This window comes from Thiothrix unzii (assembly GCF_017901175.1).
GTDB classification, from domain to species: domain Bacteria; phylum Pseudomonadota; class Gammaproteobacteria; order Thiotrichales; family Thiotrichaceae; genus Thiothrix; species Thiothrix unzii.
Genome location: NZ_CP072793.1, coordinates 1,280,165 through 1,303,239, shown reverse-complemented (window position 1 = coordinate 1,303,239; position 23,075 = coordinate 1,280,165). Strand labels below are relative to the sequence as shown.

Below are 23,075 nucleotides of genomic sequence, written 5' to 3'. Positions count from 1 at the left end.
AGTCAGGGCTAGACACCTTAGCGCGTTTTTCACAGCATGGAAAGAGATGACAAATACAGTAGGACGCATTCCTAAAGACTTTATCGACCAACTGCTTACCCGCGTCGACATTATCGACGTGATAGGTTCGCGCGTGCCTCTCAAAAAGGCGGGGCGCGAATATCAAGCTTGTTGCCCTTTCCATAACGAAAAAACAGCGTCGTTTACGGTGAGTCCGACGAAACAGTTTTACCATTGTTTTGGGTGCGGCGCACACGGTTCTGCCATCTCTTTTTTGATGGAGTACGAACATTTAGCGTATCCAGAGGCCATCGAAGCCCTCGCCCGCACTGCCGGAGTGCAAGTGCCCCGCGAAGGTGCGGAAGATGCACCAAAACGCAAGCCCACTAACAAAAGTTTATACACACTTATGGAGGAGGCAACGAATTGGTTTCAAGCGCAACTCCCTCAAAATCCTGCGGCGCGTGAGTATTTACAACAACGCGGCTTAAGTGCAGACATTATTTCACGCTTCGGTATTGGTTACGCTCCCAGTGGCTGGGATAATTTAGGAAGAAAATTAGCGGCTTACGGCGAGGAGAAACTCCTTGCAACGGGAATGGCTACTCAAAATGAAGCGGGCAAAGTGTATGACCGCTTTCGTGAACGTATTATGTTCCCCATCCGTGACAAACGTGGGCGCGTGATCGGTTTCGGTGGGCGCGTATTAGGCAACGACACCCCTAAATATTTGAACTCGCCCGAAACCGAGATTTTCCACAAAGGTTCTGAGCTGTACGGGTTGTTTGAAGCACGTCAACACACCCGCAAACTGGAACGCTTGTTGGTGGTTGAAGGCTACATGGACGTGATTGCCCTTGCGCAATACGGCATCACTTACGCCGTGGCAACATTGGGAACGGCAACCACACCGGAGCATGTGCGACTGTTATTTCGTACTGTACCGGAAATTATTTTCTGTTTTGACGGCGACAGAGCAGGCAAACAAGCGGCGTGGCGAGCCTTGGAAAATGCTTTACCCGAACTCCAAGATGATAAAAATGTCGGTTTTTTATTCCTTCCCAATGGCGAAGACCCTGACAGCCACGTCCGTCAAATTGGCAAAGAAGCATTTGAAGCCTCACTGCAAAAAGCGTTGCCGTTGACGAAATTCTTTATGATTGGACTTAATAATCAGCTTGGTTTTCGTGAAAATGCCACGTTGAATGTCACGGAAGAGCGCACCAAGTTTGTTAAAGAAGCAGCGATGTTAATGGCTAAAATGCCTAATATCCTGCAAAAACGCCAGCTAATGCCGGAATTGGTGCGTATGGGTGCGCTTGATCCGGGGCAAAAAAAGATTTTCAACCAATACGCCAAAAATAACGCACCGGAAGCACCGCCGATCCGCCAATCGCGCCTCAATGAGCAAACGGTGCGGCGTACCCCGATGCGTCACGCGATTGCCCTATTGCTGGATTACCCAAATCTTGCACAGGAAGTAGGTAATCCCGAACAATGGGCGCGTTACGAAGTGGCAGGACTCGACTTATTTTTGGCGATCCTTGAAATCATTGAAGCGCATCCCCACATACAAACCGCAGCTTTAGTGGAGCGGTTTCGCGCAACCGAATACGAAGCGGCCTTGTCGCGCCTCACCAGCGGACAATTTCAGTATCCTGCTGACAGCGATATTCCCCTCAAGGAGTTTCGTGATTGTTTGACGCAAATACGGCGACAAGCACAGCAACAACAGTTAGATAAGCTGTTGCAGCAGGAACAGGTTGAAGGATTAACCGCGCAAGAACGCAACGATTTACTATGCTTACTGTCTGAACTGCATCATTTGCCGGGTTAACGGCACTAAAACAGCGGATGGCATTTTAGAAAACTGTGATACAATTACCGACCTTTTTTCCAGAGAGTTTAGGGCATGAGTCAAGAAGAGCAGCAGCAATCCGGTTTGAAAGAGCTGATTGCCAAAGGTAAGGAGCAAGGCTACCTGACCTATGCCGAGGTTAACGACCATCTTCCCGATACGATTGTTGACCCGGAACAGATTGAAGACATCGTTGCTATGATCAACGATATGGGCATTACTGTCTATGAACATGCCCCCGATGCGGATTCGCTGTTATTAAACGACGAAGCTGTGCAGGCTGACGATGAAGCCGCTGAGGAAGCCGCTGCTGCGTTAGCCAACGTCGATGGTGACTTTGGGCGCACCACCGACCCCGTGCGGATGTACATGCGCGAAATGGGCACAGTTGAGCTATTGACCCGCGAAGGCGAAATTCAAATCGCGATCCGTATTGAGGAAGGTCTGAATGAAATCCTGCGAGCGTTAGCACAATACCCCGCATCAACCGAAATTCTGCTGGAAAAAGCCGATAAAATTGACTCTGAAGAAGTCCGTTTAACCGACGTTATCAATGGCTTCGTGAACCCTGATGAGGACTTGGCTACCGCTTTCCAAGCAACCGTGGATGAAACGGATTTGGACGCTAAAGCCGAAAGCGATGACGATGCCGCCGTTGTTGACGAAGACGAAGACGACGTAGCCGACCCCGTTGATACCGGCCCTGATCCTGAAGAAGCACGTTTGAAGTTTGCTGAGTTGCGTGAACTTTACGAAACCGCGAAAAATGCCTCCAACGACAATAACGCACTGGCTTACACCACTGCGCGTGATGCTTTGGCTGCGAAATTCATGGAATTCCGTTTAGCCCAGCCAATCATTGAGCAATTAACGGTACAACTTAACGAAATTGTTGACCGTATTCGCCAAAATGAACGTCATATCATGAAGTTATGCGTTCAAAAAGGCGGTATGGCACGCCAAGGTTTCATTGACAGCTTCCCGCAGAATGAAACAGATTTGGAATGGCTCAACCGTTATTGCAGCAGCAAGCGTGGCGATCATGCGCGTCTGTTGAATTTGTTGCCCAAAGTTCATGAAGCACAACAGCAATTGCTGGAAATTGAGCGTGAATGCAATTTAAGCATTCCTCAGATCAAAGACATTAACCGCAATATGTCGGTTGGCGAAGCCAAAGCACGTCGCGCCAAGAAAGAAATGGTGGAAGCCAACTTACGTTTGGTTATCTCGATTGCCAAGAAATACACCAACCGTGGCCTGCAATTCTTGGATCTGATTCAAGAAGGTAACATTGGTTTGATGAAGGCCGTTGATAAATTTGAATACCGTCGTGGTTACAAATTCTCAACTTACGCCACTTGGTGGATTCGTCAGGCGATTACCCGTTCCATCGCGGATCAGGCACGCACCATCCGTATTCCGGTGCACATGATCGAAACCATCAACAAGCTCAACCGCATTTCGCGCCGTTTGTTGCAGGAAATGGGGCGCGAGGCAACGCCGGAAGAATTGGCTGAAGCAATGGAAATGCCGGAAGATAAAATCCGTAAAGTCCTGAAAATTGCTAAAGAACCCATTTCAATGGAAACCCCGATTGGTGATGACGAAGATTCACATTTGGGTGACTTCATCGAAGACAGTAACATTCTGTCACCGATTGAATCAGCAACTACATCAAGCTTGTCAGAAGTCACTCGCGAAGTGCTTTCAAGCCTGACTTCCCGTGAAGCGAAAGTGCTGCGGATGCGCTTCGGTATCGACATGAATACCGACCACACGCTGGAAGAAGTCGGCAAGCAATTCGATGTTACCCGTGAACGTATTCGTCAAATCGAAGCCAAAGCGTTGCGTAAGTTGCGCCATCCAAGCCGTTCGGATATGCTTCGCAGCTTCTTGGAATACGACCCCGGTCAGTTGCCAACCAACTAAAACCCGTCTACCGGGCCTATGGCGCAATGGTTAGCGCAGAGGACTCATAATCCTTTGGTTCACAGTTCGAGTCTGTGTGGGCCCACCATTTTTCTCCTTTAGAAACAAGGATTTGTGTATAAAACCTCAGATCCTTGTTCGCTATCTTTTTGACGATGCTACCAATATGCTACCTTTTTTCTTCAGTGCTGCTCTGATAGAGGTTTTCCTCTGCCAGTAGTATGCTCTTGTTCAGGGCATTTTCACCAGATCTCGTTCAAATAAAACATTGCAAAATGACAACACATTTCTTCACCTACCACTGTCTATGTCACTGAGTCACAATGATACCCATCGGTTTAAGTATCCCCTACCCCGGCGCATCCTTGTGAGCTTCAAGCTTTTGAAAATACGCTGCTTTCTTGGAGTTGATGACTTCCAATGAGGCAGGGTTCTCTATCCCACCAGCCTTGTAAATCATCTGCAAAGCCTTGATCTCGTTGGCAAGGTTATTCAACTCGGTCACGGTTACTTTAGCCTGCCTTCCCTGCTGTTCTTGCTGTTGTTTACGCCATTCCAATGCAGGAGTGCGGTCGAACGTGCCGGAGCGGGCACTGTTGGCTAACCAAACCAATAAGCCGATAGTCGATTTTTTTACTTCTCCATGCGCTATTTTCGCTGCGAGTACGTCGAGTACTTCTTGGGCGACCACAGGATGTAGGCCATCAAGTTTGCTCGGTGCTTGAGCGCGTTCTTCTGTTGATAGTTCATCAGGGTAGCGTAGCGCTACTTGGCTTAAGCCATGATTTGACGTTATACCGCTGATACTGTCATCCACCTGACTGACTTCATCGGTGTGTGGGCATGATTGGGGGACTGTAGGGGGATTAGGTGTAAAGGTTTTAGTGTGTAATGGTTTTTTATTGTCTGTTACCAATACTGGGTTGGAGTCCACCCCATTTGGGGGTAAAGACTCACCCAGTGTGGGGTTATTATTACCGAAATGGGGGAAGGTTTTGGCCAATAGCTGGTTGGTTTCGACCAAATGTTGGTTGGCTATCACTAAATTGCGGTGAGATTCGACCAGTGTTTGATGGGCATCTAACAATTGTTGGTAGTGGGATTTCAAGGCAGTCAGCACGTCTAGCGTATCGGAACCGGGGTCAATACGAGTGTTGGCGCTTGTTTCTTCTGCGTCATCAGTGGCGAGATAGGCATCCGTTTCACTGGCTCCTTGTCGGATTTGAAATCCTGCCTTTCCTTGAGTGCTGAGGAAGTGTTTGGGGATACGGTAAATTGTTCCGAATCTGCCCTTCCCCGCGCTTTCAAATAAGCCCGTTGCCATGACTTCCCGAACCGCTGCACGCGCACGATCACGCCGCAATCCTGATAATTGCTCTAGGCGTGAATCGGAAAGGTCGTCTTCTGTCTTACCGTATCCCGCTAATTGCATCAGCAGTGTGAGGCTCATTGTTAAATTGGATTTACTGAAATCCGCATCAATGATGGCTTTCAGTAGTCGAACCATACGCATCATTGTCTCCTTGTAAATTGATCCGTTCGCCGCGTACTTGCGCGTATTTGTTAGTTGGCAAAACCTGCCCGTAAGGCTGAAAACACAGTCTTATGGGTAGGGTGAATGTGAGAGGGTGAGTATCTGGTTCTGCGTTAAATACGAAGTTTTGGCGGTACTGGGTTGTATTGCTGAAAGGAGGTGGTAACAAATTGAAAGCCATTCAGGGTGTTATTGCCGTATTTGCGCTGGTAGGTGATTTGACGGCGAGCTTCTGTGGCCGCATTGAGCCAATAATGACTAGCACTAATGGCTTCAATGCGTAGATCACGCAATTCTGCATCAGTGGTTAAGCCATCTTGTTCCAGTGATTGTTTCCAGTGATGGCGTAAACCACGTGCCGCGCCTAAATGCTCACGATGAATTTCACGTAAGGTGCGTTTTGTCATGCCTATTCCCTCCCCTGCTTGGTTGAATTATCAATAGCAGTAACAACTGCTTTGAGTATTTCCATGACTGCCAGTGGATGAGGCAGCATTGAACAATAGCCCTTGCGTTCCGAGTCAGCATCACGTTCCCAGTGTGCTTCCCAGCCATCGTCACCGGCTTCAAATGCGCGGAACTGCCAGCCTTCACCAAGGGGTTGGTAAAAATTGGCTGCATCAAGGCTAGGCATTTCGTGTTGATCATTTTCACGGTATCACTCAAATGCAGATTCTGCATGGTGAGGTAGTAATCCGGTTCCACAAGTCAGGCGTTCAAATGCTGCCCACTGCCACGCCATGCAGCGACTGCCCCTACATTCATCCTGTACCATCATTTTGGGGCAGAGCTTTTGTTTGGCTTCTTGTTCGGTGTGAGTGGCGATGTTCATTGCACTGACTCCCACGGTTTGGTGGCATAGCCACTGAAGCGACGCGCTAATTCGGTAATGGCTTGTTCCTGATCGGCCTGTTTTAAAAAGGCCAACGCGGGAATGGCGTTAGCTGCATCCAGCAGATGCACGGTAGCTTGGCGGGGATTCGTTCCGCGATTGCAAATCTCTTGTGCAATTTTCACCAAGGACAGGGTGTTGTCGTCCACGTCTATTCTCCTGTTTGAATGTGTGTTGTTGTGGTGATTATGAGACTTTATAGTCTCTAGTGTCAATATTCAAAAGGACTATAAAGTCTTAAACCAAGCACAAAAGTACATCACAAAACACCGGACAACGCCTGTGAGAGAAGATTTGGTAGAACTTGCCATTTCGTTCGTTTCGTTTACTGCTATAATGAATGCACGATGTTAGCCAAAGGAGTTTTCAGAAATGCCTGCCTTAGTCAGTTATCAAGTCCCGACGCAAGAAGATACCGAGCTTGCTGTTGAGAGCAGCCGTTTGTTGGCTGCTTGCATTGGCAAAGGAGAAAGTGCTTGTTTACGCCTTCATAACGGCAATGAACTGCTGCAAGTTCCCGTAAAAGCTATTCGCTTGTTGGTGGACATTTTGGATGCAATGGCGCGGGGTGATGCCGTATCTCTCATTCCGATCCACAAAGAATTGACCACCCAAGAAGCAGCTAACATCTTAAATGTTTCACGTCCCTATTTAGTAAAGTTGATAGAAGCTGGGGAAATACCATTTCATAAGAATGGAGTACGTCGTCGCGTTTTCTTTAAAGACTTAATGGAGTACAAGCAAAAACGGGATCAGGCCAGTATGCTGCTACTGGATGAGTTGACTGCCGAAGCCCAAGAATTTGAGATGGGTTACTAATGCTTTCAGGTCAAAATTTTACAGTTTTGTACGATGCCTGTGTGCTTTATCCAGCACCCTTGCGTGATTTTCTGGTGCGGTTGGCGTGGACGGGTGTATTTCGGGCAAAATGGACGCAACAAATTCATGAAGAATGGATATGCAACGCTTTACAGAACAACACCAAGCTGACCCGTGAACGTTTGGAAATGACTGCTGGTAAGATGAATGCTGCAATTATGGATTCACTGGTATCAGGTTATGAACCACTTATTGCTGGTTTAGAATTGCCCGATGTGAATGACAGGCATGTATTAGCTGCGGCGATTAAGGGGCAAGCAGAAGTTATTGTCACGTTTAATCTGAAAGACTTTCCTGCTAGTTACCTAAAACCCTTCGGTATTTTGGCACAGCACCCTGATGAGTTTATCAGCCACCTGACTAATCTATACCCCGAAATGATTTTACTGACTGCCCGACAACAAAGGGCGAGCTTGAAAAATCCACCAAGAACTGTCGATGAATTCTTAGATACATTGTTGCGTCAACAGTTGCCCCGCACAGCGGCATTCCTTAAGCAACGTAAGGAGCTTATCTGAAGCATTCAGCTACAGTAATTCTTTTCATCCCGTCCCCTTCTCAAGATTTGCAATAATAGAAGAAATTTCTTGAATCGCAACCTCATACTTATGATTCTCAGGCGGTGTTAAACCACCTAACAGCACCCATGTTGGGTCGACATTAAATATTGCTTTCAATCTAAGCAAAAAAATCCCATCTGGAATGGTTTCATCAGACTCATATCGCCTAATCGTCTTGCTAACGACTTCCATTTTTTCTGCAAATTCTGCTTGCGTCAACCCCCCCCGCACCTCCCGCAGGCGTTGCCCGATGCTTTGTGATGTACTTTCGTGCTTCATTTAAGACTTTATAGTCCTTTTAATATTGACTTTAGAGACTATAAAGTCCCACAATCACCACAACAACACACATTCAAACAGGAGAATAGACGTGACCCTATCCCCCCATCCGAACACCCTGCTCACCCCCGAAGAGGTGCTTGCTTGGTTCCGCACCAATGGCATCAGCATTGCAGGCTGGTGTCGTGAGAACGGCTTCAGTCGCAATGTGGTCAACTCTCTGTTGCACACAAGGCTGCCCGGTTTGCGGGGGCAAGCCCACCAAGCCGCGATTGCACTGCACCTGAAAGCCGCACCAGAACAAGCTCAGGTGGGCGGAAACCATGAATAATGCTACCACAACCGTACTAAGTAACCCCACCAGAATTTTACAGCGGGTTACTGCTACCTGTGCCGATCACCGCTGCCCCCGCTGCCCTTTCCGTGAATCTGATGGCCTGTTCGGGCGGTGTACCAATCCAGCACCCTGCCCAAACTAGGAGCAACACCATGAAATTACCCTCCCTGTCACCGCAAACTGTTTTCTACGTAGCCGGTGCCCTGACCACGGCTGCCAGCATTAAGGGAACGGGCGCATATCTCATGACTGAGACTAACGGCGACCTGTTGCTGTCAACGGCGGGTGCTATTGCTTTGGGTATTGCGGTATACGCCGGTTGTGAAGTGGCTTTCAACCATAAGGGTGCTGTCAAGCGAGTGGTAGCTGGGTTCGTTGCCGCCTCCGCGATTGCCTTAAGCAGTTACACCATCTACCAGCACATAACACTGCCCTTGCTGGAACAACAGCAGGCAGAACTGCGTCAGCAACAAACCGATGCACAAGCGGAAGCCCAACGGGTACGCCAGCAGCAGGCGGCAGTAACCCAAACACTGCAACAGCAGCAAGCCGACTTACGCCAGCAGATTGAAGACCTGCGCCAGTTCAATGCGACTGATGCAAGCCACGTGACTGATCTGGACGGTAGCAGTCAAAAAGGTGCGGCATGGCAGGCAGTCCAACTACGCAAGGCTATCGCAGAACGCAATACCGAGATTGGTCAGCTCATGGGGCGGTTGGAGAATTACACCCAACGACTGACGGCTACGCCTGTGACTCCTGTAGCTGAAACAGCACAGCAGAACACGCCTCCCAATACAGCAGACGTGCCACTGGATCGGGCAATACTGGCACGCGCCAGCCTGTATGACCTAATGACACTGTTACTCGTGTTGTTTGCCGGGTGGTTCAAAACCCACAAGCGTGAGCAGGAACAGGGGCGAGTGGTGAGCTTGCAAGCAGCCAATCAAGCAGCGAAAGACACTTTGCAGCAACTGAAGGATGTGGCTGGTGACATGGAGAAGGTTGGTAATAACGCTTTATCTACCGTTGCAGGTGCAGCGGCACGACTCGATGCAGCCCTGCAACGTGTAACGCTTACCGTTGCGGGTGCAATGGAATGTGCAACGACCCATGCAACGGGTGCTACAACACCAAAAATTCAAGATGTCAGTGAGAATGATGTATTAATCCTATTAGAAAATCATTGTATTGAAACCGATAATCAAGGATTAATTACGACAGATGAAATGATGATGGCGACAGGTTGGGGACGTACTCGCGTCCGTAAGATCAAGGAGAAGGCTTATCTGCGCGGTTTCTTAAATCGTGAACAGCAAGGTAAAGGCTGGATTTACTTCTATCCAACCCTTGAAAAGATTGCAGCAGTGGATGCGGGAAATGTCATTAATTTAGCAAGAATAAGAGGCAAATAACATGGAAGTTGCTTCTATCGAAAAACTGAATAAAACCCTCCTAGGGGTAATGTATGTGTCATTAGTACCTGCAACGGGAAGCCGTGAATCTGCAACAAACCTGCAACGAAAAGTGGTTACACCTGCAACGAATGTGCAATTAGCAAGGAGCCATCCATGAGCCTCGTCATGAAAGAGTGGTACGGCATCTCCACCCACTTCGCCATTATTTTTTGCTTGGGTGTGGCAACCGGTTGGTATCTCAGTGGTGATGATGAGGCGGCGGTCACTGCCAGCCTTAACCAGATCAGGGCGGCACAAGGCGAACAACAACCGGTGTTGGTGAGTGACAACGACAATTACCAGTTCATGCAGAACTGGTGCGCGGCAAATTTCGGTAATCAGGAGAATAAGCAATGATAGGCGACAATTACTACGGGGCGAATGCGTCCACTTTTATCGGTGTGGCGACGTTGGGGATCAGTGCGGTGTCGCTGCTGTCCGCACTGGCTACCGAGGTGGCGGTGATTGAAGTCGGCGGGAGTCAGGCGTGGAGTGTGGCGGCTTCCATTTTGGGGTTGCTCATTGGTGGAGCCTTGATTGCCAGCCGCGAAACGGTTGGTGGCATTATGGCGATCCTGTTGACCGTCAGTCTATTTGCTAACGGGGTGAGCATCAATTTCAAGCAGTTGCTCAGTGTGGCAGAAGGGGCTTATGACGGTGTGGCGACCGCTGCCCATGCGATTAAGTCGACCTCAAACGCGCCAAGTGCAGGCAATAACGCGGGGATTGGGCAAAACGCACTGTTTCAAGGTTATGTCCGTGGTGAGGCAATTTCTGCTGTGGCTCGCCAGCAGTGTGAGCAAGGCGCAATGCCGTGGACGAAGACAATGGCAGGGGTACGTGCCTGCACCACCGGTTACGAGTGGAAAAAACAAATCTAATCCCTTGGTAACGCAGGAGAAATTCCATGTATTACAAATTAGCGCACGTTGGGTTTTATGTCTTCACACCCGTTGGTAAGTGGTTGCTGGTGATTTTCCTGCTGCTGAATTTCCTCATGCCACTGATCGTGACATGGGCGGGGGATATGCTGGGGATGTTTTTCCAGCAGCTCTCGGATGAAATACGCGGGTTTTTCCTGAAATTCTTACCGGACTGGATGCAGCAATGAGTACCACTGCCATTGCCCGTGACATCGCCCAAATCAAGTACGATCTGGCGGAATTGAAAGCGATTACCCATGTGACGTGGTTGCGTACCCGTCCGCAAATGGAATGGTATTTCGCTTTACCGGTGGCACTGATGGCGTATTTCATGGTGTTAAGCCCGTTGCGCACTGCCGGAACACCGGTCAGTGAGGCGGTGGATACCGCGTTTGAGGTGGTCAATACCGCTGCTGAACGCGCCGGGGCGTGGCTTGCCAGTATTAACTATGCCATGCCCAGTATGTACCGTGGGCAAGCCCTGCGAGGGCTGTCCAATGAGCAAACCGTGGCACTGATGAAGGCGATCATCCAGCGTGAGAACAGTGGCAGCTATGAGGGCTGGAACATCTTCGGTTATTTGGGCGGCTACCAAGGCGGTGCCGCCGCTTTGGCACAAACCGGTTACATCAAACGTGAAGTATTCGACGTGGCGGCGGACTGCATTAAGGCCGGGAGTTGCGGCAAATTACACCTTGAGTTCCTGCAAAATAATAATAACTGGACGACGGGTAATAGCTTTGAAAGCTTTATGGCAAGCCCTGAAATTCAAGATACGTTTTTTGTCAAACTGGCCAATTTTAATAGCGAAGAAGGTTTTAAACGCGGGGTATTGCGTGAGGGGCAATACGAAAAGATTGCCGGTTTTGTCGCAGTAGCGCACCTGCAAGGGATTAATACCGCCGTGGATTATTTCTTGCACAGCAAAAACACCAAAAAAGGCGGTGCTTATGCCTCTGAATACGCCGGAATTGGCGCAGCCGCCGTTAAAACCACCGATGTGATAGCAACCGCCAGCCGCTTTATTGGGCTGCATGAGGAAGCCAATAACCGGAAATTAGCGGTATTCATGCGCAAGGCAGGATTTAGTTTAAACCCGGATGTCACTGCATGGTGTGCCGCCTTTGCCAATGCGGTGTTGCACGAAAATGGCATTGCCGGGACGGGGAAATTGAACGCCCGGTCTTTCCTTAACTGGGGAGCCAAAACCGACACCCCGAAGCTGGGGGACATTGTGGTGTTATGGCGCGGCAGCCACGATGGCTGGTTGGGTCATGTTGGATTTTTTAAGGGTTTTGATAGCAATGGGAATGTCTTGATCCTTGGTGGCAACCAAACAGAACCCGGTAGCCGTCACAGCGAATGGGTCAGTATTAACAGTTTCCCCATCAACCGGGTACTCGGCTACCGCACTGCACCCAAGAAGTTTATTTGAGGAAAAAATCATGGAAAACGCATTAGCACACAACGTGGTCACTCTCCCGGTCAAGTCCGCTGATAAGCCAGTGGATGCAACCGAAAACAGCGGTTTTCAGGGGGATTTGGGTTTGGCAGGAATTTGGCGGAAATTTGGCGACGGGTTTTGGGGTGGAAAATTGTCAGAAAGCGACCATGAAGCGGAAGTCATCCCCGGATTAGCAATGGCTTGTAAGCAAGCTGATGATATTAAAAAACAAGAAGAAATTCGCAAGGCATTCATTAATTCCTATTTTATGCATGAGGAAGTTCGGACAAGGCTCGCCAAGTTCTTTGTAGCCAACAAAGAGCGTCCTCGTCAGGATCAACTACAAGCCATTACCGTCACAACCCGCTTGATGCGTCCCGGTATGGATGTGAATCTCCGTGAACTCGAAACCCTGATTACGGATGATACCCAGGAAACCATTAACAAGAACTATGTCAGGGAAGCCCTTATCCCGCTCATGAAAGACATCGGCCTGATCGTCCAGCCCAAAGAAGGTGTGAATGGTTGGCAATGGCGGGATATTGAGAAAAAACCTTCTGCCAAGGAAATGACTGCAAAGGCGTTAAAACAGGTAGCCTTAATGACCAGCCCGGTACACCGTGAATTACTGGATGAACAGGCTAAACGTTATGCGTTATTGCGCCAGCAACAGGTGTTAAAACAGCGCATCCATCTGGAAAAAAGTAACCAGCAATTAATCCTGCAAGCGCAAGCGAAAGCCGAAGAAAATGAAAAGGCCATGCTGGATTTAGGCATGAAAAAGGCAGTGAGTAATACCCCGGCATGGATTGCCAGTGCCGGGGTGGCGTTGATTGCGGTGGTGTTATTGGCTGGACAAGGTGGCGGCAATAACGCGGCATTGCCAACGGAACAAGCCGGAGTAACAACGTTTGAAGCAGCCCCCGATTATCACGCGATTGATGATGAAATGTTATTGCGGCTGCAATACCAACAAGCCGGGATTGATTGGGACAGTTTGCCACTACAAGACCGCCAAAACCTGATCAAAGAATTGAAGCAAGAACGTTTGGGGAGATAAGACGATGACAAGCATGATCGGTCGGGTACGTCCTGAACATTTTGCCCCCGATTCATTAAGCGGTGGTGCGGTAGTGACACTGAGTGTGGCGGTTGGGACATTGTTTGCACCCCCGGTGGGGTTGGCAGGGTTATTTTCTTACCTTGGCTGGAAAGCTTATGACCGCCACATTACCCGCTGGCGGCGGGAAGGGTTTTGGGGTGATCCACCTGCGGGTTTTATCGGTGTGGATGAGGCTGAAAGCTTAGCGGCGACGGATGGGCAGTTACCTTCCCCTGCGGTGAGCTTGGGTGCGGCCGTGCTGCTGGGTACTGCCATGAGCGACAGCAGCGGCGACGGCGATAAGGGCAATACGGGCGAGGTATCCGTTTATTGGTTGCCGAACGATACCCGTGCCACCTTGAACCCGAACATGGGGATTATCGGTACGATGGGGACGGGCAAGACCCAGTTTGTGAAGTCGGTGATCTGGCAGTTGTCACGTATGACGGAACAAAACCGCGCCCCGCTGGGGCAATTGATCTTCGACTACAAGTCGGACTATACCCAAGACGATTTTAAGCAGGCGGTGGGGGCAACCAGCCATAAGCTGTACAAACTACCGTACAATCCGTTGTCGCTGTTTGGGGATGTGCCGCGTTTGCCGGTGCGTGCTGCGTCGGCTTTCACTGACACCGTGGCGCGTGCCTTCGGTTTGGGTGAAAAGCAGCGGCTGAAACTGCAAGAGGCGATTGCGGAAAGCTACCAACTCGCGGGTATCCATCCCGATAAACCCGCCACATGGCAACGTCCTGCACCCACGATCCAAGACGTGTGGGAAGTTTTCTTGGCGGAGGAACCGGAAAAAGATTCGTTGTATGCGGCATTATCCAAACTGGTGAGCTTCCAGATTTTTGAAGACCAGCAAGATAACCTTGTGAGTTTGCATGAACTGATTGAGCGGGACGGGATCACCATCATCGACTTAGCCGGTGATGACCCCAGTATCCAAAACCTTGTGGTTGCCCTCACCCTTGACCTGTTCTACGCGCAGATGCAGCGCAACGGCAAGCCGCAAGTCGATGGTGATTTTCGTCAGATCAGCAAAATGGTGATTGCGGATGAGGCGGATAATTTTATGAGCCAAGATTTCCCGTCACTCAAACGCATCCTCAAGGAGGGTCGTGAATACGGGATTGGCACGATTCTCTCTACTCAACAAATCACCCATTTCCGTACCGGTGAAGACAACTACGCGGCCTACATGAAGTCGTGGGTGGTGCATTCGGTGGATGAGATCAGCCCCAAGGACATCCGCGCTATTTTCAATGTCACTGACAAATCCGCACAGGACGATTTAATGGAATCCATCCGTAACCTTGGCAAACACATGAGCTACTACGTGTCATCCGGCAAGCAGGTGAGCAGGGTTAAGGACAAGGCGTATTGGGAGTGGAAACAGGGGAGATAAGTCTGGTTTTTGCTGGCTATAACATTGGTATGCCACTGAATAAAGCTATGATATTCAGTCGGTCGCATTGGGTGTCTTCTTTATGAGGGGGATCACTGTAATCAACTCCCATATTTCAAACAGTTCCCCATTCATTAAGCAGTATGAGAATACGCGAATTATAACGTTTGCTTTCTAGTGATAATATCTATAATGCTACACATCACTGATGAACAACATTAGTCAATGTAAGATTAAACATTGAGACTGTTCTGAGAATTGGCAGGTCATCCATTAAGTTCCCCCTTCTCAGCAGAGAGTTGATTTTTTACTTCGCCTGAACCCAAAGGAAATCATCTGATGTTGGATGTTTTTGATTTACGTGATGATTTGGTAAGTGGCTACAGTCTTTTCTCACGTAGTTTTACCAGAATAGCAGCTTCAGATATTAAGGATAGGATTGACGGTGAGTATCAGAAGGGGCGTTACTGGCCTGAACCCCTGATCCAGATAAACCCCAATTACAAGCGTGTAGATAGTGTCCAGAATTTGGTTAAGCAGGGACTGTTACACCCACTCTGTGCAGACATTTTCCAGGTAGGCAAAACGGATGGGAAACCTGCTCCTCTTCACTTGTATACGCACCAGCTTGAGGCGATCACTGCCGCCAAAGAAGACAAAAGCTATGTGGTAACGACAGGGACGGGTTCAGGCAAGTCATTGTCGTTCTTCATTCCTATCGTGGATCAGATACTGAGATCAAAGGAAAAAGACCCGACACCACGGACGCGGGCTATCGTCATCTACCCCATGAATGCCTTGGCAAACAGCCAGTTGGAAGAACTTAACAAGTTCCTGCATGGCTATGCGGCGGACAAAAAGCCTTTTACTGTAGAACGTTATACTGGGCAGGATGAAACCGCAGAGCGGGAACGAATCGCCAGTAACCCGCCTGATATATTACTGACCAACTTCATGATGTTGGAATTGATCCTGACCCGTTACGAATCAAGGGATCGTCGGGTAGTGGAACATTGTCATGGTCTGGAGTTTCTGGTGCTGGATGAACTGCACACTTACCGTGGTCGTCAGGGAGCCGATGTCGCCATGTTGGTGAGAAGGCTCAGGCAGAGGTTGGAAGCAGATAAGTTAATCTGTATCGGTACGTCTGCCACCATGTCCAATAAAGGCTCGACCGCAGACAAGAAAAACACGATTGCCTCTGTTGCTTCCAAGCTGTTTGGTGCCAACATCGTTGCGGATAACGTCATTGATGAAACGCTGGAACGTGTAACAGAACCCTCAAAAAATATTGCAGCCGTTCGCCCCTATTTAAAGGCGGCAATTCGCACCAAGCAGTTTCAATGGGACAACTTTGATGCTTTCCGACAAGACCCGTTAGCAATATGGGTTGAGTTGAAACTGAGCATTGATTACCCCCACGGTTGGGATAAACCAGAACGAGCCAAACCGCTGACATTGACGGAAGCCAGCCAATCGCTGGCACAGGATGCCGGTGTCAGTAATGACGAAGCAAAAGCCGCGTTGCAGGCTTTTCTGCTGGCAGCCAATGCGGTCGATGGAGTCAAGACTCTACAAGGCGCTCCGCCCTTTGCATTCAAATTGCACCAGTTCATCAGCGGCCCCGGCAAAGTGTCGGCTACGTTGGAAGACGAAAATGAGCGCATTATTACGTTGGATACCCAGCGTTTTGCTCCCGGTCGCAAAGATCAAGGCATTTTGCTATTTCCAACACATTTCTGTCGGGAGTGTGGGCAGGAATATCACCCGGTATGGAAAGACAAGACCCAGAAGATAGAACCCAGAAGCATTGATGACCTGCCCGCCAAAGATGATGATAAGGCCAAAGAATATGGTTTCATTGCCCCGATGCGTGATGCACAGGACTATCATGGACACATTGAGGAGTTGCCGGAAACTTGGTTCGACCCGAAAAAAGAAGGGAAACTGAAGCGAGATTACAAAAACGCTCAACCTTATGAAATTCAAGTTGATGCCACAGGTCATATCGGGCGTGGTGTCCGCTATTGGTTTATTCCCGGCAAGTTCCGTTTCTGTTTGTCATGCAGCCATTTGCATGAGGGCTACGGCAAAGATGCCAATCGCTTATCAAGCCTGTCTGGTGAGGGACGTTCTTCCGCCACCACTATCCTGACACTGAATTTGTTACAGCACCTGTTTGCTGAAGTTGACCCGGATATGCAACCCGACCCCAGAAAGTTGTTGGGCTTTACGGATAATCGGCAAGATGCAGCGTTGCAGGCTGGGCATTTCAATGACCTGATTTTCCTGTTGACCTTGCGTGGTGGGCTGGTCGCAGCCTTGCAAACGAATCAGGGGCAGTTATCCGAACAGAATCTGGCGGATGAAGTGTTCAACGCCCTTGGTTTTGGTCAAGATGATGAAAACGTACTGGTTGAATACCTGCGCTCACCCAATCTGATGGGATTTTCCAAGCTGGAAGCTCAACGCGCCTTGCGGTTTGTATTGGGTTATCGTCTGTTGCGTGACCTGCGCAAAGGTTGGCGTTTCAATAACCCCAACCTCGACCAGTTAAGAATCCTCGACATTGATTACATTGGGCTTGAGGATTTTTGCGCCCAAGACAAGTTATTTGCCAATACCCCATTACTGGATCAACTGGGTTTGCAAAGCCGGATGGCGTTTGCCCGCTTTGTCTTCGGACAGATGCACAAGAATTTATGTATTGATTCGCGCTACCTTGATCCCCGTGAGCAAGATGCAGTCAAAACTAACCGTGATTTGCATGAACGCTGGTTTTTCGCTGCTGATGAGAAGTTGGCGACAGCCAAATACATGATTTTCGGCAAGTTACAGGATCATCGTGGCAAAGCTCGCGATGATATTGTGAGTGCGGGGATGCGTTCGCGGCTGGCACGACTACTGAAAAGACAGGCTTTCTGGGATGAGACTGCGTTTGCAGGCGAAATCATCAAAATTCCTGCCCAACAACTGGAGGATGCACTGACCGGCTTCTTTGAGGCAGCAGGCCCGAAAGGTTACGGCTATCTTCAGCGGCAGAATTTGGGTAATAACAAAACGCCGTTGGACGGTTGGCGTTTGAAAGCCACCACCATGATTTGGCGGTTGATAGCTGATACACCCGAAGATGATCTGGATAAAACCAATCGGTTTTTCCGCCAACTGTATCTTATGGTGGCAGAAACCCTGAAATCACCCGGTCATACCCTGTTTGAGTTTGAAGCCCATGAACATACCGCACAGGTAGACGCTCACGATAGGCAAGTGTTGGAGCAACGTTTCCGTTTTACCCAACAGGATCGTGAAAAATGGGCTGAAGACCCGACACATACCGCCCCACTCCAGCGGCTACCCGTGATGTTCTGTTCACCCACGATGGAACTAGGGGTGGATATTTCGTCACTGAATACGGTTTATATGCGCAACATGCCGCCGACTCCGGCAAATTATGCCCAACGTAGCGGGCGAGCTGGACGCTCAGGACAACCAGCTCTGGTGGTCACGTACTGTGCTGCAATGAGTCCACATGATCAGTGGTTTTTCCACCATGCCAACGATATGGTGCATGGTGTTGTCAAACCGCCCACACTGGATTTGTCCAACCGTGAGTTGATCGACAGCCATTTGCACGCTATCTGGCTATCCAATATTGAGCATGAACTGAACCCCAGTATTGCCCCGTTGCTTGAGCTGGACACCCCTGCCAAACCGCTGAACAAAGATTTACTGATTCACTTCGGCAACCCTGCCACTCTAGAAAAAGCCAGACAACAAGCACATCGGGTTATCGGCGAAGTCCGTAATGCATTGGAGAATGCTACGTGGTTTAGTGATACCTACACAGACAAAGTGATTGACCGGGCAGCACAAAATTTCAGTAAAGCCATTGATCGTTGGCGCAAGTTGTATGAAGCGACCAGAAAGCAGATGGAACTGGCGGATGCCATTCGGCGTAGTCATACCGCCAGTGCCAAGGAGCGTGAGAATGCGAGTCGGCGCTATGCGGACGCAGGCCGCCAGTTCGATATGCTGGTGAATACCAACAGCCGCAGCCGTAATTCTGATTTTTATACCTACCGCTATCTGGCAAGCCAAGGCTTCTTGCCCGGTTACAACTTCCCGCGCCTGCCGCTGATGGCATGGATTCCGGGGCGAGGTACAACGGCTGATGGTCGGGAAGAAGAAGGCAGCATGGTCAGCCGCCCACGCTTCTTGGGTCTGTATGAGTTTGGGCCACGTAGCCTGATTTACCACAAAGGGCGCACCTACCGCGTTATGCGGGCAAAACTGAATGTCGGTGCAGCCGAACACGTTTCCGCGAATAGTGAGTTGGCAACTATCTCGGCGCGGGTTTGCAGCCTTTGTGGTTACGGACACATGGGGGAAGAGGATACGGCTGAGACAGCCGCTGCTGAACCCATCGCCAATGTGTGTGAGCATTGTGGTACACCACTTTCCAATGATGATGTGGTCAGTCAATTATATCGCATCGAAACGGTGGAAACCCGTGCAGTCGAACGGATTTCAGTCAATGACGAAGAGCGGCAACGACAAGGTTTTGAATTACAAACTACCTACCGTTTCTTGCCGGGTGCTGATGGAATAATCCAGAAAATCCGCTCTGAAGTAGTCGAAAGTGACACGGTAATTGCCGAACTGACCTATGCCCCCGCTGCTCGGATATGGCGTATTAACAAAGGCTGGCGGCGGCGTAAAGACAAAAAGCAACTGGGGTTTTATATCAACCCGTTAAGTGGGGTGTGGAGCAAGCAGGAAAGTGCGGATGAAGACAATAGTGATGATTCCGACGATGACAACTTGCTGGGCAAAGTAGCCAAGCAGCGTATTGTTCCTTTTGTTGAAGATCACCGCAACATCCTGATCATGACACCTAAGCAGGAATTGCCGGTAGAAACGATGGCTACCTTGCAGGCAGCCCTGAGACGCGGCATCGAACAGACGTTTCAGGTGGAAGAATCCGAGTTGGTGGTTGAAGCCCTGCCGAGTGGCGATAACCGCAGGGCGTTGCTGTTCTATGAAGCGGCTGAAGGTGGTGCTGGGGTACTCACCCGGATTGCGAGCGAACCTGCAACCTTGGCAGAAGTTGCCCGCCAAGCACTTCGAGTGATGCACTTTGATGTGCCGTATGAGGCAATATTGTCTGTTGAAGCGTTAGGTCAGGTTGAGATAAAAAAAGAGGGACAACGTATTTGTGAGGCGGGTTGTTACCAGTGCCTGTTGTCCTATTTCAACCAGCCGGATCACGAGCGTATCAACCGCCTAGACACGTCAGCTCATAACCTATTGGTTAATCTGGCAAATGCCAATGTCCGTACCGCTCAGGATGTCAATTACGCGCAAGCTGCCAGCACTGCCTTGCAAGATTGGCTCACGGCATTACAACGCAGTGGTTACCCGCAACCGGATCAGACCGAGCTTCCTTTAGATGGCGGTAAGGCCATCGCTGCGGCACAATACCGCGCAACCCGTACACTGGTATTTTTGAGCGAACCCGCAGAAGCCATTCGCCAGTATGCCCAAGATCGCGGTTATCAAATTATTGTCTTTGCAACGCCAGACAAATGGTTAGCCACTTTTGCCGCTAACCCTGCTGTATTTGGCACAGGGAAACAAGAAGATTCGCTATGAGTGCAGTGCTTGAACAATTCAGCCCCGGAACCTTGGTCACAGCGCGTGGGCGGGATTGGGTGGTGCAGCCAGAATCCTCCGTCGGGGTGCTACGCTTGCGCCCATTCGGTGGTTCGGAAGAGGATATTGTGACGTTAGTGCCAGCGCTGGAGTTTGAACAACTCAAGGCAGCCACCTTCGCCTATCCTGATGCGTTACAACCCGGCACACATGATGCTGCCCGTTTGTTGAATGATGCCCTGAAACTCAAATTACGTAATGGGGCGGGGCCGTTCCGTTCCTTCGGTAATATTGCTGTGGAGCCACGCGCTTATCAGTTAGCACCTTTATTGATGGCATTGCGCTTGCCCATTGTACGCCTGCTGATTGCGGATGATGTGGGGGTGGGTAAAACCATCGAAGCGGGGCTTATTGCCCGTGAATTGCTGGATCGGGGTGAGATCAGCCGGATGGCGGTCTTGTGTCCTCCGCATCTGGTAGACCAATGGCAACAGGAACTCAGCGAACGCTTCCAGCTTCAAGCGGTTGCCCTGACAGCCAGTAGTGTCAGCAAGCTGGAAAAGAATCTGCCGCACGGTGTTACGCTGTTTGACCAGTATCCGTATGTGGTGGTCAGTCTGGATTACATCAAGAGTGAACGCCACCGCGAACACTTCCTTAGTATTGCCCCGGAACTGATTATTGTGGATGAGGCGCATACCTGTGCTTCCAGTGGGCAAGGTAAGCAATTGCGTTTTGAATTGCTGAAACGTTTGGTAGCAAACACTGAACGGCACATGTTGTTGCTAACAGCAACACCCCACTCCGGTGATGAAACTGCCTTTTATAACCTGCTTTCCCTGCTCAAGCCTGAGTTTGCCGAATTGCAGGTACTAGGGGCAAAAACGGATTCGCCGTTACGCAAGGAATTGGCACTGCACTTTATTCAACGTCGCCGTAAAGACATTGAGGAATGGCAGGACACCAGCGTATTTCCGCGCCGTTTGACGGCTGAGATCACCTACAAGCTGACCGGGCGTTGGGGGACATTCTTCGACACCGTGCAGGAATATTGCGTGGAGCTTGCCAAACGCACTGAGCAACAGGAAGCAGGCGCACACCTGATCTGGTATGTCACGCTGGCATTGCTGCGGTGCGTGGCTTCCAGCCCTGCGGCGGCAGAAAAAGCATTGACGACCCGCTTGCAAGGCAGTGCGGCAGATTTGCAGGCACTGGCAGATGAGGAAACCGTGCTGGATGGCACGGCTGACGACCTTTCCGGCACAGACATTGAGCCAGCCGCCCAACTGGAAGACATTGCCTATTTGCAGCTATTGATTGAAGAGGCGCAAAAACTCGCAGGTGCGAAGGATGATCCCAAGCTCAAAACCTTGATTCAACACGTCGAGCTATTGCTGAATGATGGCCTGCGACCCGTGATTTTTTGCCGCTATATCGCGACAGCGCATTATGTGGCAGAACATTTGCAGCAGCATTTCAAAAAAGCCACCGTGGATGCTATTACCGGTGAATATACCCCCGAAGAACGTGAAGTGCGGGTTAGCCAACTCAGCGAGGCGGCACTGCCCATTTTGGTGGCAACCGATTGCCTGTCAGAAGGTATCAACCTGCAACATACGTTCACGGCGGTAGTGCATTATGACTTGGCTTGGAACCCGACTCGCCACGAACAGCGTGAAGGTCGGGTAGACCGTTTTGGGCAGAAAAGCCCGACCGTGCGTACCACCATACTCTATGGCGAAGACAATCCGGTCGATGGGTTTGTATTGAATGTTATCTTGCGCAAGGCGGAAGCCATCCGTAAAGAACTGGGTGTCATGGTTCCCATGCCAGCGAATGAACGCAGTATCAATCAAGCCCTGATTAAAGCAGCCTTGATGAAACGTAGCCAAACGGCGAGGCAACCAGAGTTGAATCTGGGTTTTGCCGATGAACCCATGCAAAACATGGAAGTCGAATGGCAGGATGCCATCGCCAAAGCCAAAAAGAGTAATACAGTGTTTGCACAGGTTGGTTTGCATCCACAAGAGGTGTTGCCTGAGTGGGAGAAACAGCAACAACTGCTGGGCGATGAAAGCGATGTGGCGCGTTTTGTTGGGGGTGCATTACACCGCATTGGTACGCCACTGGAGATGCTGGGTAATCAGGTGCTTAAACTGCTGCCTGAGCATTTGCCACAAACCCTGCGTGAACGCTTGAAAGATGAGGGTATGGAAAAAGCCACTAAAATCAGCTTCCAATACCCGCCCACGAACGGCTGTCACTATATTCACCGTAGCCATCCGCTGGTAGCGTTGTTGGCAGACCATCTGTTGGAAGGGGCATTTAATGATGCCAAACCCTTGGCGGCGCGTTGTGCAGCCACGATCACTGAACAGGTTGAGGTGGTCACGACCCTGTATTTATTGCGTTTGCGGCATCAACTCAGCGTGACGCGCAAAGGCGTGACCCGGCAAATGATGGCGGAGGAAACCGTCGCACTGGCCTTGCAAGGGCGTAGCCAGCCCCAGTGGTTAGCGGATGCCGATGCCAATCTGTTACTGAGTGCAACACCCAGTGACAACTTGTCACGCGAAGCCAGTAGCCGGGAAATCACTTTGGCACTGGATTACCTGCGTCACAACACCGCCATACTGAATCAACTGGGTAAGGATCGGGCGCAAAGCCTGTTGGACGATCATACCCGTGTGCGCAAAATTACCCAGCAGAGAGGCAGAGGCTTACGGATTGAAGACGTGGGGCAAACTAAAGTGCAAGCCTGCCTGCCCGTTGATGTGATGGGTGTTTATGTTTTGTTACCAGACTCACTGTAAGGAAAGCT

Annotated in this window: 20 protein-coding genes and 1 tRNA gene; 15 read left to right on the top strand and 6 right to left on the bottom strand. The window is 50.0% G+C overall.

Going from position 1 to position 23,075, the window contains the following annotated elements; genetic code table 11:
* Nucleotides 1–46: 46 nt before the first annotated feature.
* The 3 genes from dnaG to J9260_RS06710 all read left to right on the top strand — a co-directional run bounded on the left by dnaG (nt 47) and on the right by J9260_RS06710 (nt 3,875).
* Nucleotides 47–1,837: a DNA primase gene (gene dnaG / locus J9260_RS06720; RefSeq protein ID WP_210220250.1), complete on the top strand. Its 1,791-nt coding sequence runs from the start codon at nt 47–49 to the stop codon at nt 1,835–1,837.
* A gap of 75 nt (nt 1,838–1,912) precedes the next feature.
* Nucleotides 1,913–3,787 carry an RNA polymerase sigma factor RpoD gene (rpoD, locus tag J9260_RS06715; protein ID WP_210220249.1) on the top strand — a complete coding sequence of 625 codons (1,875 nt, stop codon included), beginning with the start codon at nt 1,913–1,915 and terminating at the stop codon, nt 3,785–3,787.
* 12 nt (nt 3,788–3,799) lie between these two features.
* Nucleotides 3,800–3,875 (top strand) — tRNA-Ile (locus J9260_RS06710).
* 261 nt (nt 3,876–4,136) lie between these two features.
* On the opposite strand, the gene J9260_RS06705 is transcribed toward J9260_RS06710, so the two are convergent.
* The 5 genes from J9260_RS06705 to J9260_RS06685 form a co-directional block, all read right to left on the bottom strand.
* The gene (locus J9260_RS06705; RefSeq protein WP_210220248.1) at nt 4,137–5,294 is read right to left on the bottom strand and encodes a hypothetical protein; all 1,158 of its coding nucleotides are present in this window, start codon (nt 5,292–5,294) and stop codon (nt 4,137–4,139) included.
* A 140-nt stretch (nt 5,295–5,434) separates the two neighbouring features.
* On the bottom strand, nt 5,435–5,728 hold the full coding sequence (locus J9260_RS06700; protein WP_210220247.1) for a hypothetical protein: 294 nt from the start codon (nt 5,726–5,728) through the stop codon (nt 5,435–5,437).
* A 2-nt stretch (nt 5,729–5,730) separates the two neighbouring features.
* Nucleotides 5,731–5,955, bottom strand: a complete 225-nt coding sequence (locus tag J9260_RS06695; protein ID WP_210220246.1) for a hypothetical protein — start codon at nt 5,953–5,955, stop codon at nt 5,731–5,733.
* A gap of 24 nt (nt 5,956–5,979) precedes the next feature.
* A complete protein-coding gene (locus J9260_RS06690) occupies nt 5,980–6,153 on the bottom strand; it encodes a hypothetical protein (RefSeq protein WP_210220245.1) in 174 nt (57 codons plus the stop codon).
* The gene (locus J9260_RS06685) at nt 6,150–6,362 is read right to left on the bottom strand and encodes a hypothetical protein (protein ID WP_210220244.1); all 213 of its coding nucleotides are present in this window, start codon (nt 6,360–6,362) and stop codon (nt 6,150–6,152) included. Before J9260_RS06685 ends, J9260_RS06690 begins: the two co-directional genes overlap by 4 nt.
* Before the next feature lie 223 nt (nt 6,363–6,585).
* On the opposite strand from J9260_RS06685, the gene J9260_RS06680 reads away from it, so the two are divergent.
* Complete coding sequence (locus J9260_RS06680) at nt 6,586–7,032, top strand: helix-turn-helix domain-containing protein (protein WP_210220243.1); 447 nt, start codon at nt 6,586–6,588, stop codon at nt 7,030–7,032.
* The gene (locus J9260_RS06675; protein ID WP_210220242.1) at nt 7,032–7,610 is read left to right on the top strand and encodes a PIN domain-containing protein; all 579 of its coding nucleotides are present in this window, start codon (nt 7,032–7,034) and stop codon (nt 7,608–7,610) included. The genes J9260_RS06680 and J9260_RS06675 overlap by 1 nt, the downstream gene beginning before the upstream one ends.
* A 24-nt stretch (nt 7,611–7,634) precedes the next feature.
* Here the strand turns inward: J9260_RS06675 and J9260_RS06670 are convergent, their stop codons facing one another.
* The gene (locus tag J9260_RS06670) at nt 7,635–7,931 is read right to left on the bottom strand and encodes a helix-turn-helix domain-containing protein (RefSeq protein WP_210220241.1); all 297 of its coding nucleotides are present in this window, start codon (nt 7,929–7,931) and stop codon (nt 7,635–7,637) included.
* Nucleotides 7,932–8,022: 91 nt separating this feature from the next.
* Between J9260_RS06670 and J9260_RS06665 the strand changes: the two genes are divergently transcribed.
* The 10 genes from J9260_RS06665 to J9260_RS06620 all read left to right on the top strand — a co-directional run bounded on the left by J9260_RS06665 (nt 8,023) and on the right by J9260_RS06620 (nt 23,067).
* Entirely contained in the window at nt 8,023–8,262 is a 240-nt protein-coding gene (locus J9260_RS06665; protein WP_210220240.1) for a helix-turn-helix domain-containing protein, read from the top strand.
* A gap of 158 nt (nt 8,263–8,420) precedes the next feature.
* Nucleotides 8,421–9,683 (top strand): hypothetical protein, encoded by a 1,263-nt coding sequence (locus J9260_RS06660; protein WP_210220239.1) that lies wholly within the window; start codon nt 8,421–8,423, stop codon nt 9,681–9,683.
* A gap of 156 nt (nt 9,684–9,839) precedes the next feature.
* A complete protein-coding gene (locus J9260_RS06655; protein WP_210220238.1) occupies nt 9,840–10,082 on the top strand; it encodes a hypothetical protein in 243 nt (80 codons plus the stop codon).
* A complete protein-coding gene (locus tag J9260_RS06650; RefSeq protein WP_210220237.1) occupies nt 10,079–10,606 on the top strand; it encodes a hypothetical protein in 528 nt (175 codons plus the stop codon). Before J9260_RS06655 ends, J9260_RS06650 begins: the two co-directional genes overlap by 4 nt.
* A gap of 26 nt (nt 10,607–10,632) precedes the next feature.
* Entirely contained in the window at nt 10,633–10,836 is a 204-nt protein-coding gene (locus tag J9260_RS06645) for a hypothetical protein (RefSeq protein WP_210220236.1), read from the top strand.
* Complete coding sequence (locus J9260_RS06640; protein ID WP_210220235.1) at nt 10,833–12,083, top strand: TIGR02594 family protein; 1,251 nt, start codon at nt 10,833–10,835, stop codon at nt 12,081–12,083. The genes J9260_RS06645 and J9260_RS06640 overlap by 4 nt, the downstream gene beginning before the upstream one ends.
* Before the next feature lie 10 nt (nt 12,084–12,093).
* The gene (locus J9260_RS06635; RefSeq protein ID WP_210220234.1) at nt 12,094–13,152 is read left to right on the top strand and encodes a hypothetical protein; all 1,059 of its coding nucleotides are present in this window, start codon (nt 12,094–12,096) and stop codon (nt 13,150–13,152) included.
* Between the two features lie 4 nt (nt 13,153–13,156).
* Nucleotides 13,157–14,602, top strand: a complete 1,446-nt coding sequence (locus J9260_RS06630; RefSeq protein WP_210220233.1) for an ATP-binding protein — start codon at nt 13,157–13,159, stop codon at nt 14,600–14,602.
* A gap of 339 nt (nt 14,603–14,941) precedes the next feature.
* Nucleotides 14,942–20,254 (top strand): DEAD/DEAH box helicase, encoded by a 5,313-nt coding sequence (locus J9260_RS06625; protein ID WP_210220232.1) that lies wholly within the window; start codon nt 14,942–14,944, stop codon nt 20,252–20,254.
* The gene (locus tag J9260_RS06620; RefSeq protein WP_210220231.1) at nt 20,251–23,067 is read left to right on the top strand and encodes a helicase-related protein; all 2,817 of its coding nucleotides are present in this window, start codon (nt 20,251–20,253) and stop codon (nt 23,065–23,067) included. The genes J9260_RS06625 and J9260_RS06620 overlap by 4 nt, the downstream gene beginning before the upstream one ends.
* Nucleotides 23,068–23,075 lie beyond the last annotated feature (8 nt).

Bases quoted from the DNA above. Each gene is read 5' to 3' on its own strand.
- J9260_RS06670 (WP_210220241.1), bottom strand. From the start codon at position 7,931: ATGAAGCACGAAAGTACATCACAAAGCATCGGGCAACGCCTGCGGGAG.
- J9260_RS06700 (WP_210220247.1), bottom strand. From the start codon at position 5,728: ATGACAAAACGCACCTTACGTGAAATTCATCGTGAGCATTTAGGCGCG.
- J9260_RS06645 (WP_210220236.1), top strand. From the start codon at position 10,633: ATGTATTACAAATTAGCGCACGTTGGGTTTTATGTCTTCACACCCGTT.
- J9260_RS06675 (WP_210220242.1), top strand. From the start codon at position 7,032: ATGCTTTCAGGTCAAAATTTTACAGTTTTGTACGATGCCTGTGTGCTT.
- J9260_RS06655 (WP_210220238.1), top strand. From the start codon at position 9,840: ATGAGCCTCGTCATGAAAGAGTGGTACGGCATCTCCACCCACTTCGCC.
- rpoD (WP_210220249.1), top strand. From the start codon at position 1,913: ATGAGTCAAGAAGAGCAGCAGCAATCCGGTTTGAAAGAGCTGATTGCC.
- J9260_RS06640 (WP_210220235.1), top strand. From the start codon at position 10,833: ATGAGTACCACTGCCATTGCCCGTGACATCGCCCAAATCAAGTACGAT.
- J9260_RS06625 (WP_210220232.1), top strand. From the start codon at position 14,942: ATGTTGGATGTTTTTGATTTACGTGATGATTTGGTAAGTGGCTACAGT.
- J9260_RS06620 (WP_210220231.1), top strand. From the start codon at position 20,251: ATGAGTGCAGTGCTTGAACAATTCAGCCCCGGAACCTTGGTCACAGCG.
- J9260_RS06660 (WP_210220239.1), top strand. From the start codon at position 8,421: ATGAAATTACCCTCCCTGTCACCGCAAACTGTTTTCTACGTAGCCGGT.
- J9260_RS06690 (WP_210220245.1), bottom strand. From the start codon at position 6,153: ATGAACATCGCCACTCACACCGAACAAGAAGCCAAACAAAAGCTCTGC.
- J9260_RS06680 (WP_210220243.1), top strand. From the start codon at position 6,586: ATGCCTGCCTTAGTCAGTTATCAAGTCCCGACGCAAGAAGATACCGAG.
- dnaG (WP_210220250.1), top strand. From the start codon at position 47: ATGACAAATACAGTAGGACGCATTCCTAAAGACTTTATCGACCAACTG.
- J9260_RS06695 (WP_210220246.1), bottom strand. From the start codon at position 5,955: ATGCCTAGCCTTGATGCAGCCAATTTTTACCAACCCCTTGGTGAAGGC.
- J9260_RS06630 (WP_210220233.1), top strand. From the start codon at position 13,157: ATGACAAGCATGATCGGTCGGGTACGTCCTGAACATTTTGCCCCCGAT.
- J9260_RS06650 (WP_210220237.1), top strand. From the start codon at position 10,079: ATGATAGGCGACAATTACTACGGGGCGAATGCGTCCACTTTTATCGGT.
- J9260_RS06705 (WP_210220248.1), bottom strand. From the start codon at position 5,294: ATGGTTCGACTACTGAAAGCCATCATTGATGCGGATTTCAGTAAATCC.
- J9260_RS06635 (WP_210220234.1), top strand. From the start codon at position 12,094: ATGGAAAACGCATTAGCACACAACGTGGTCACTCTCCCGGTCAAGTCC.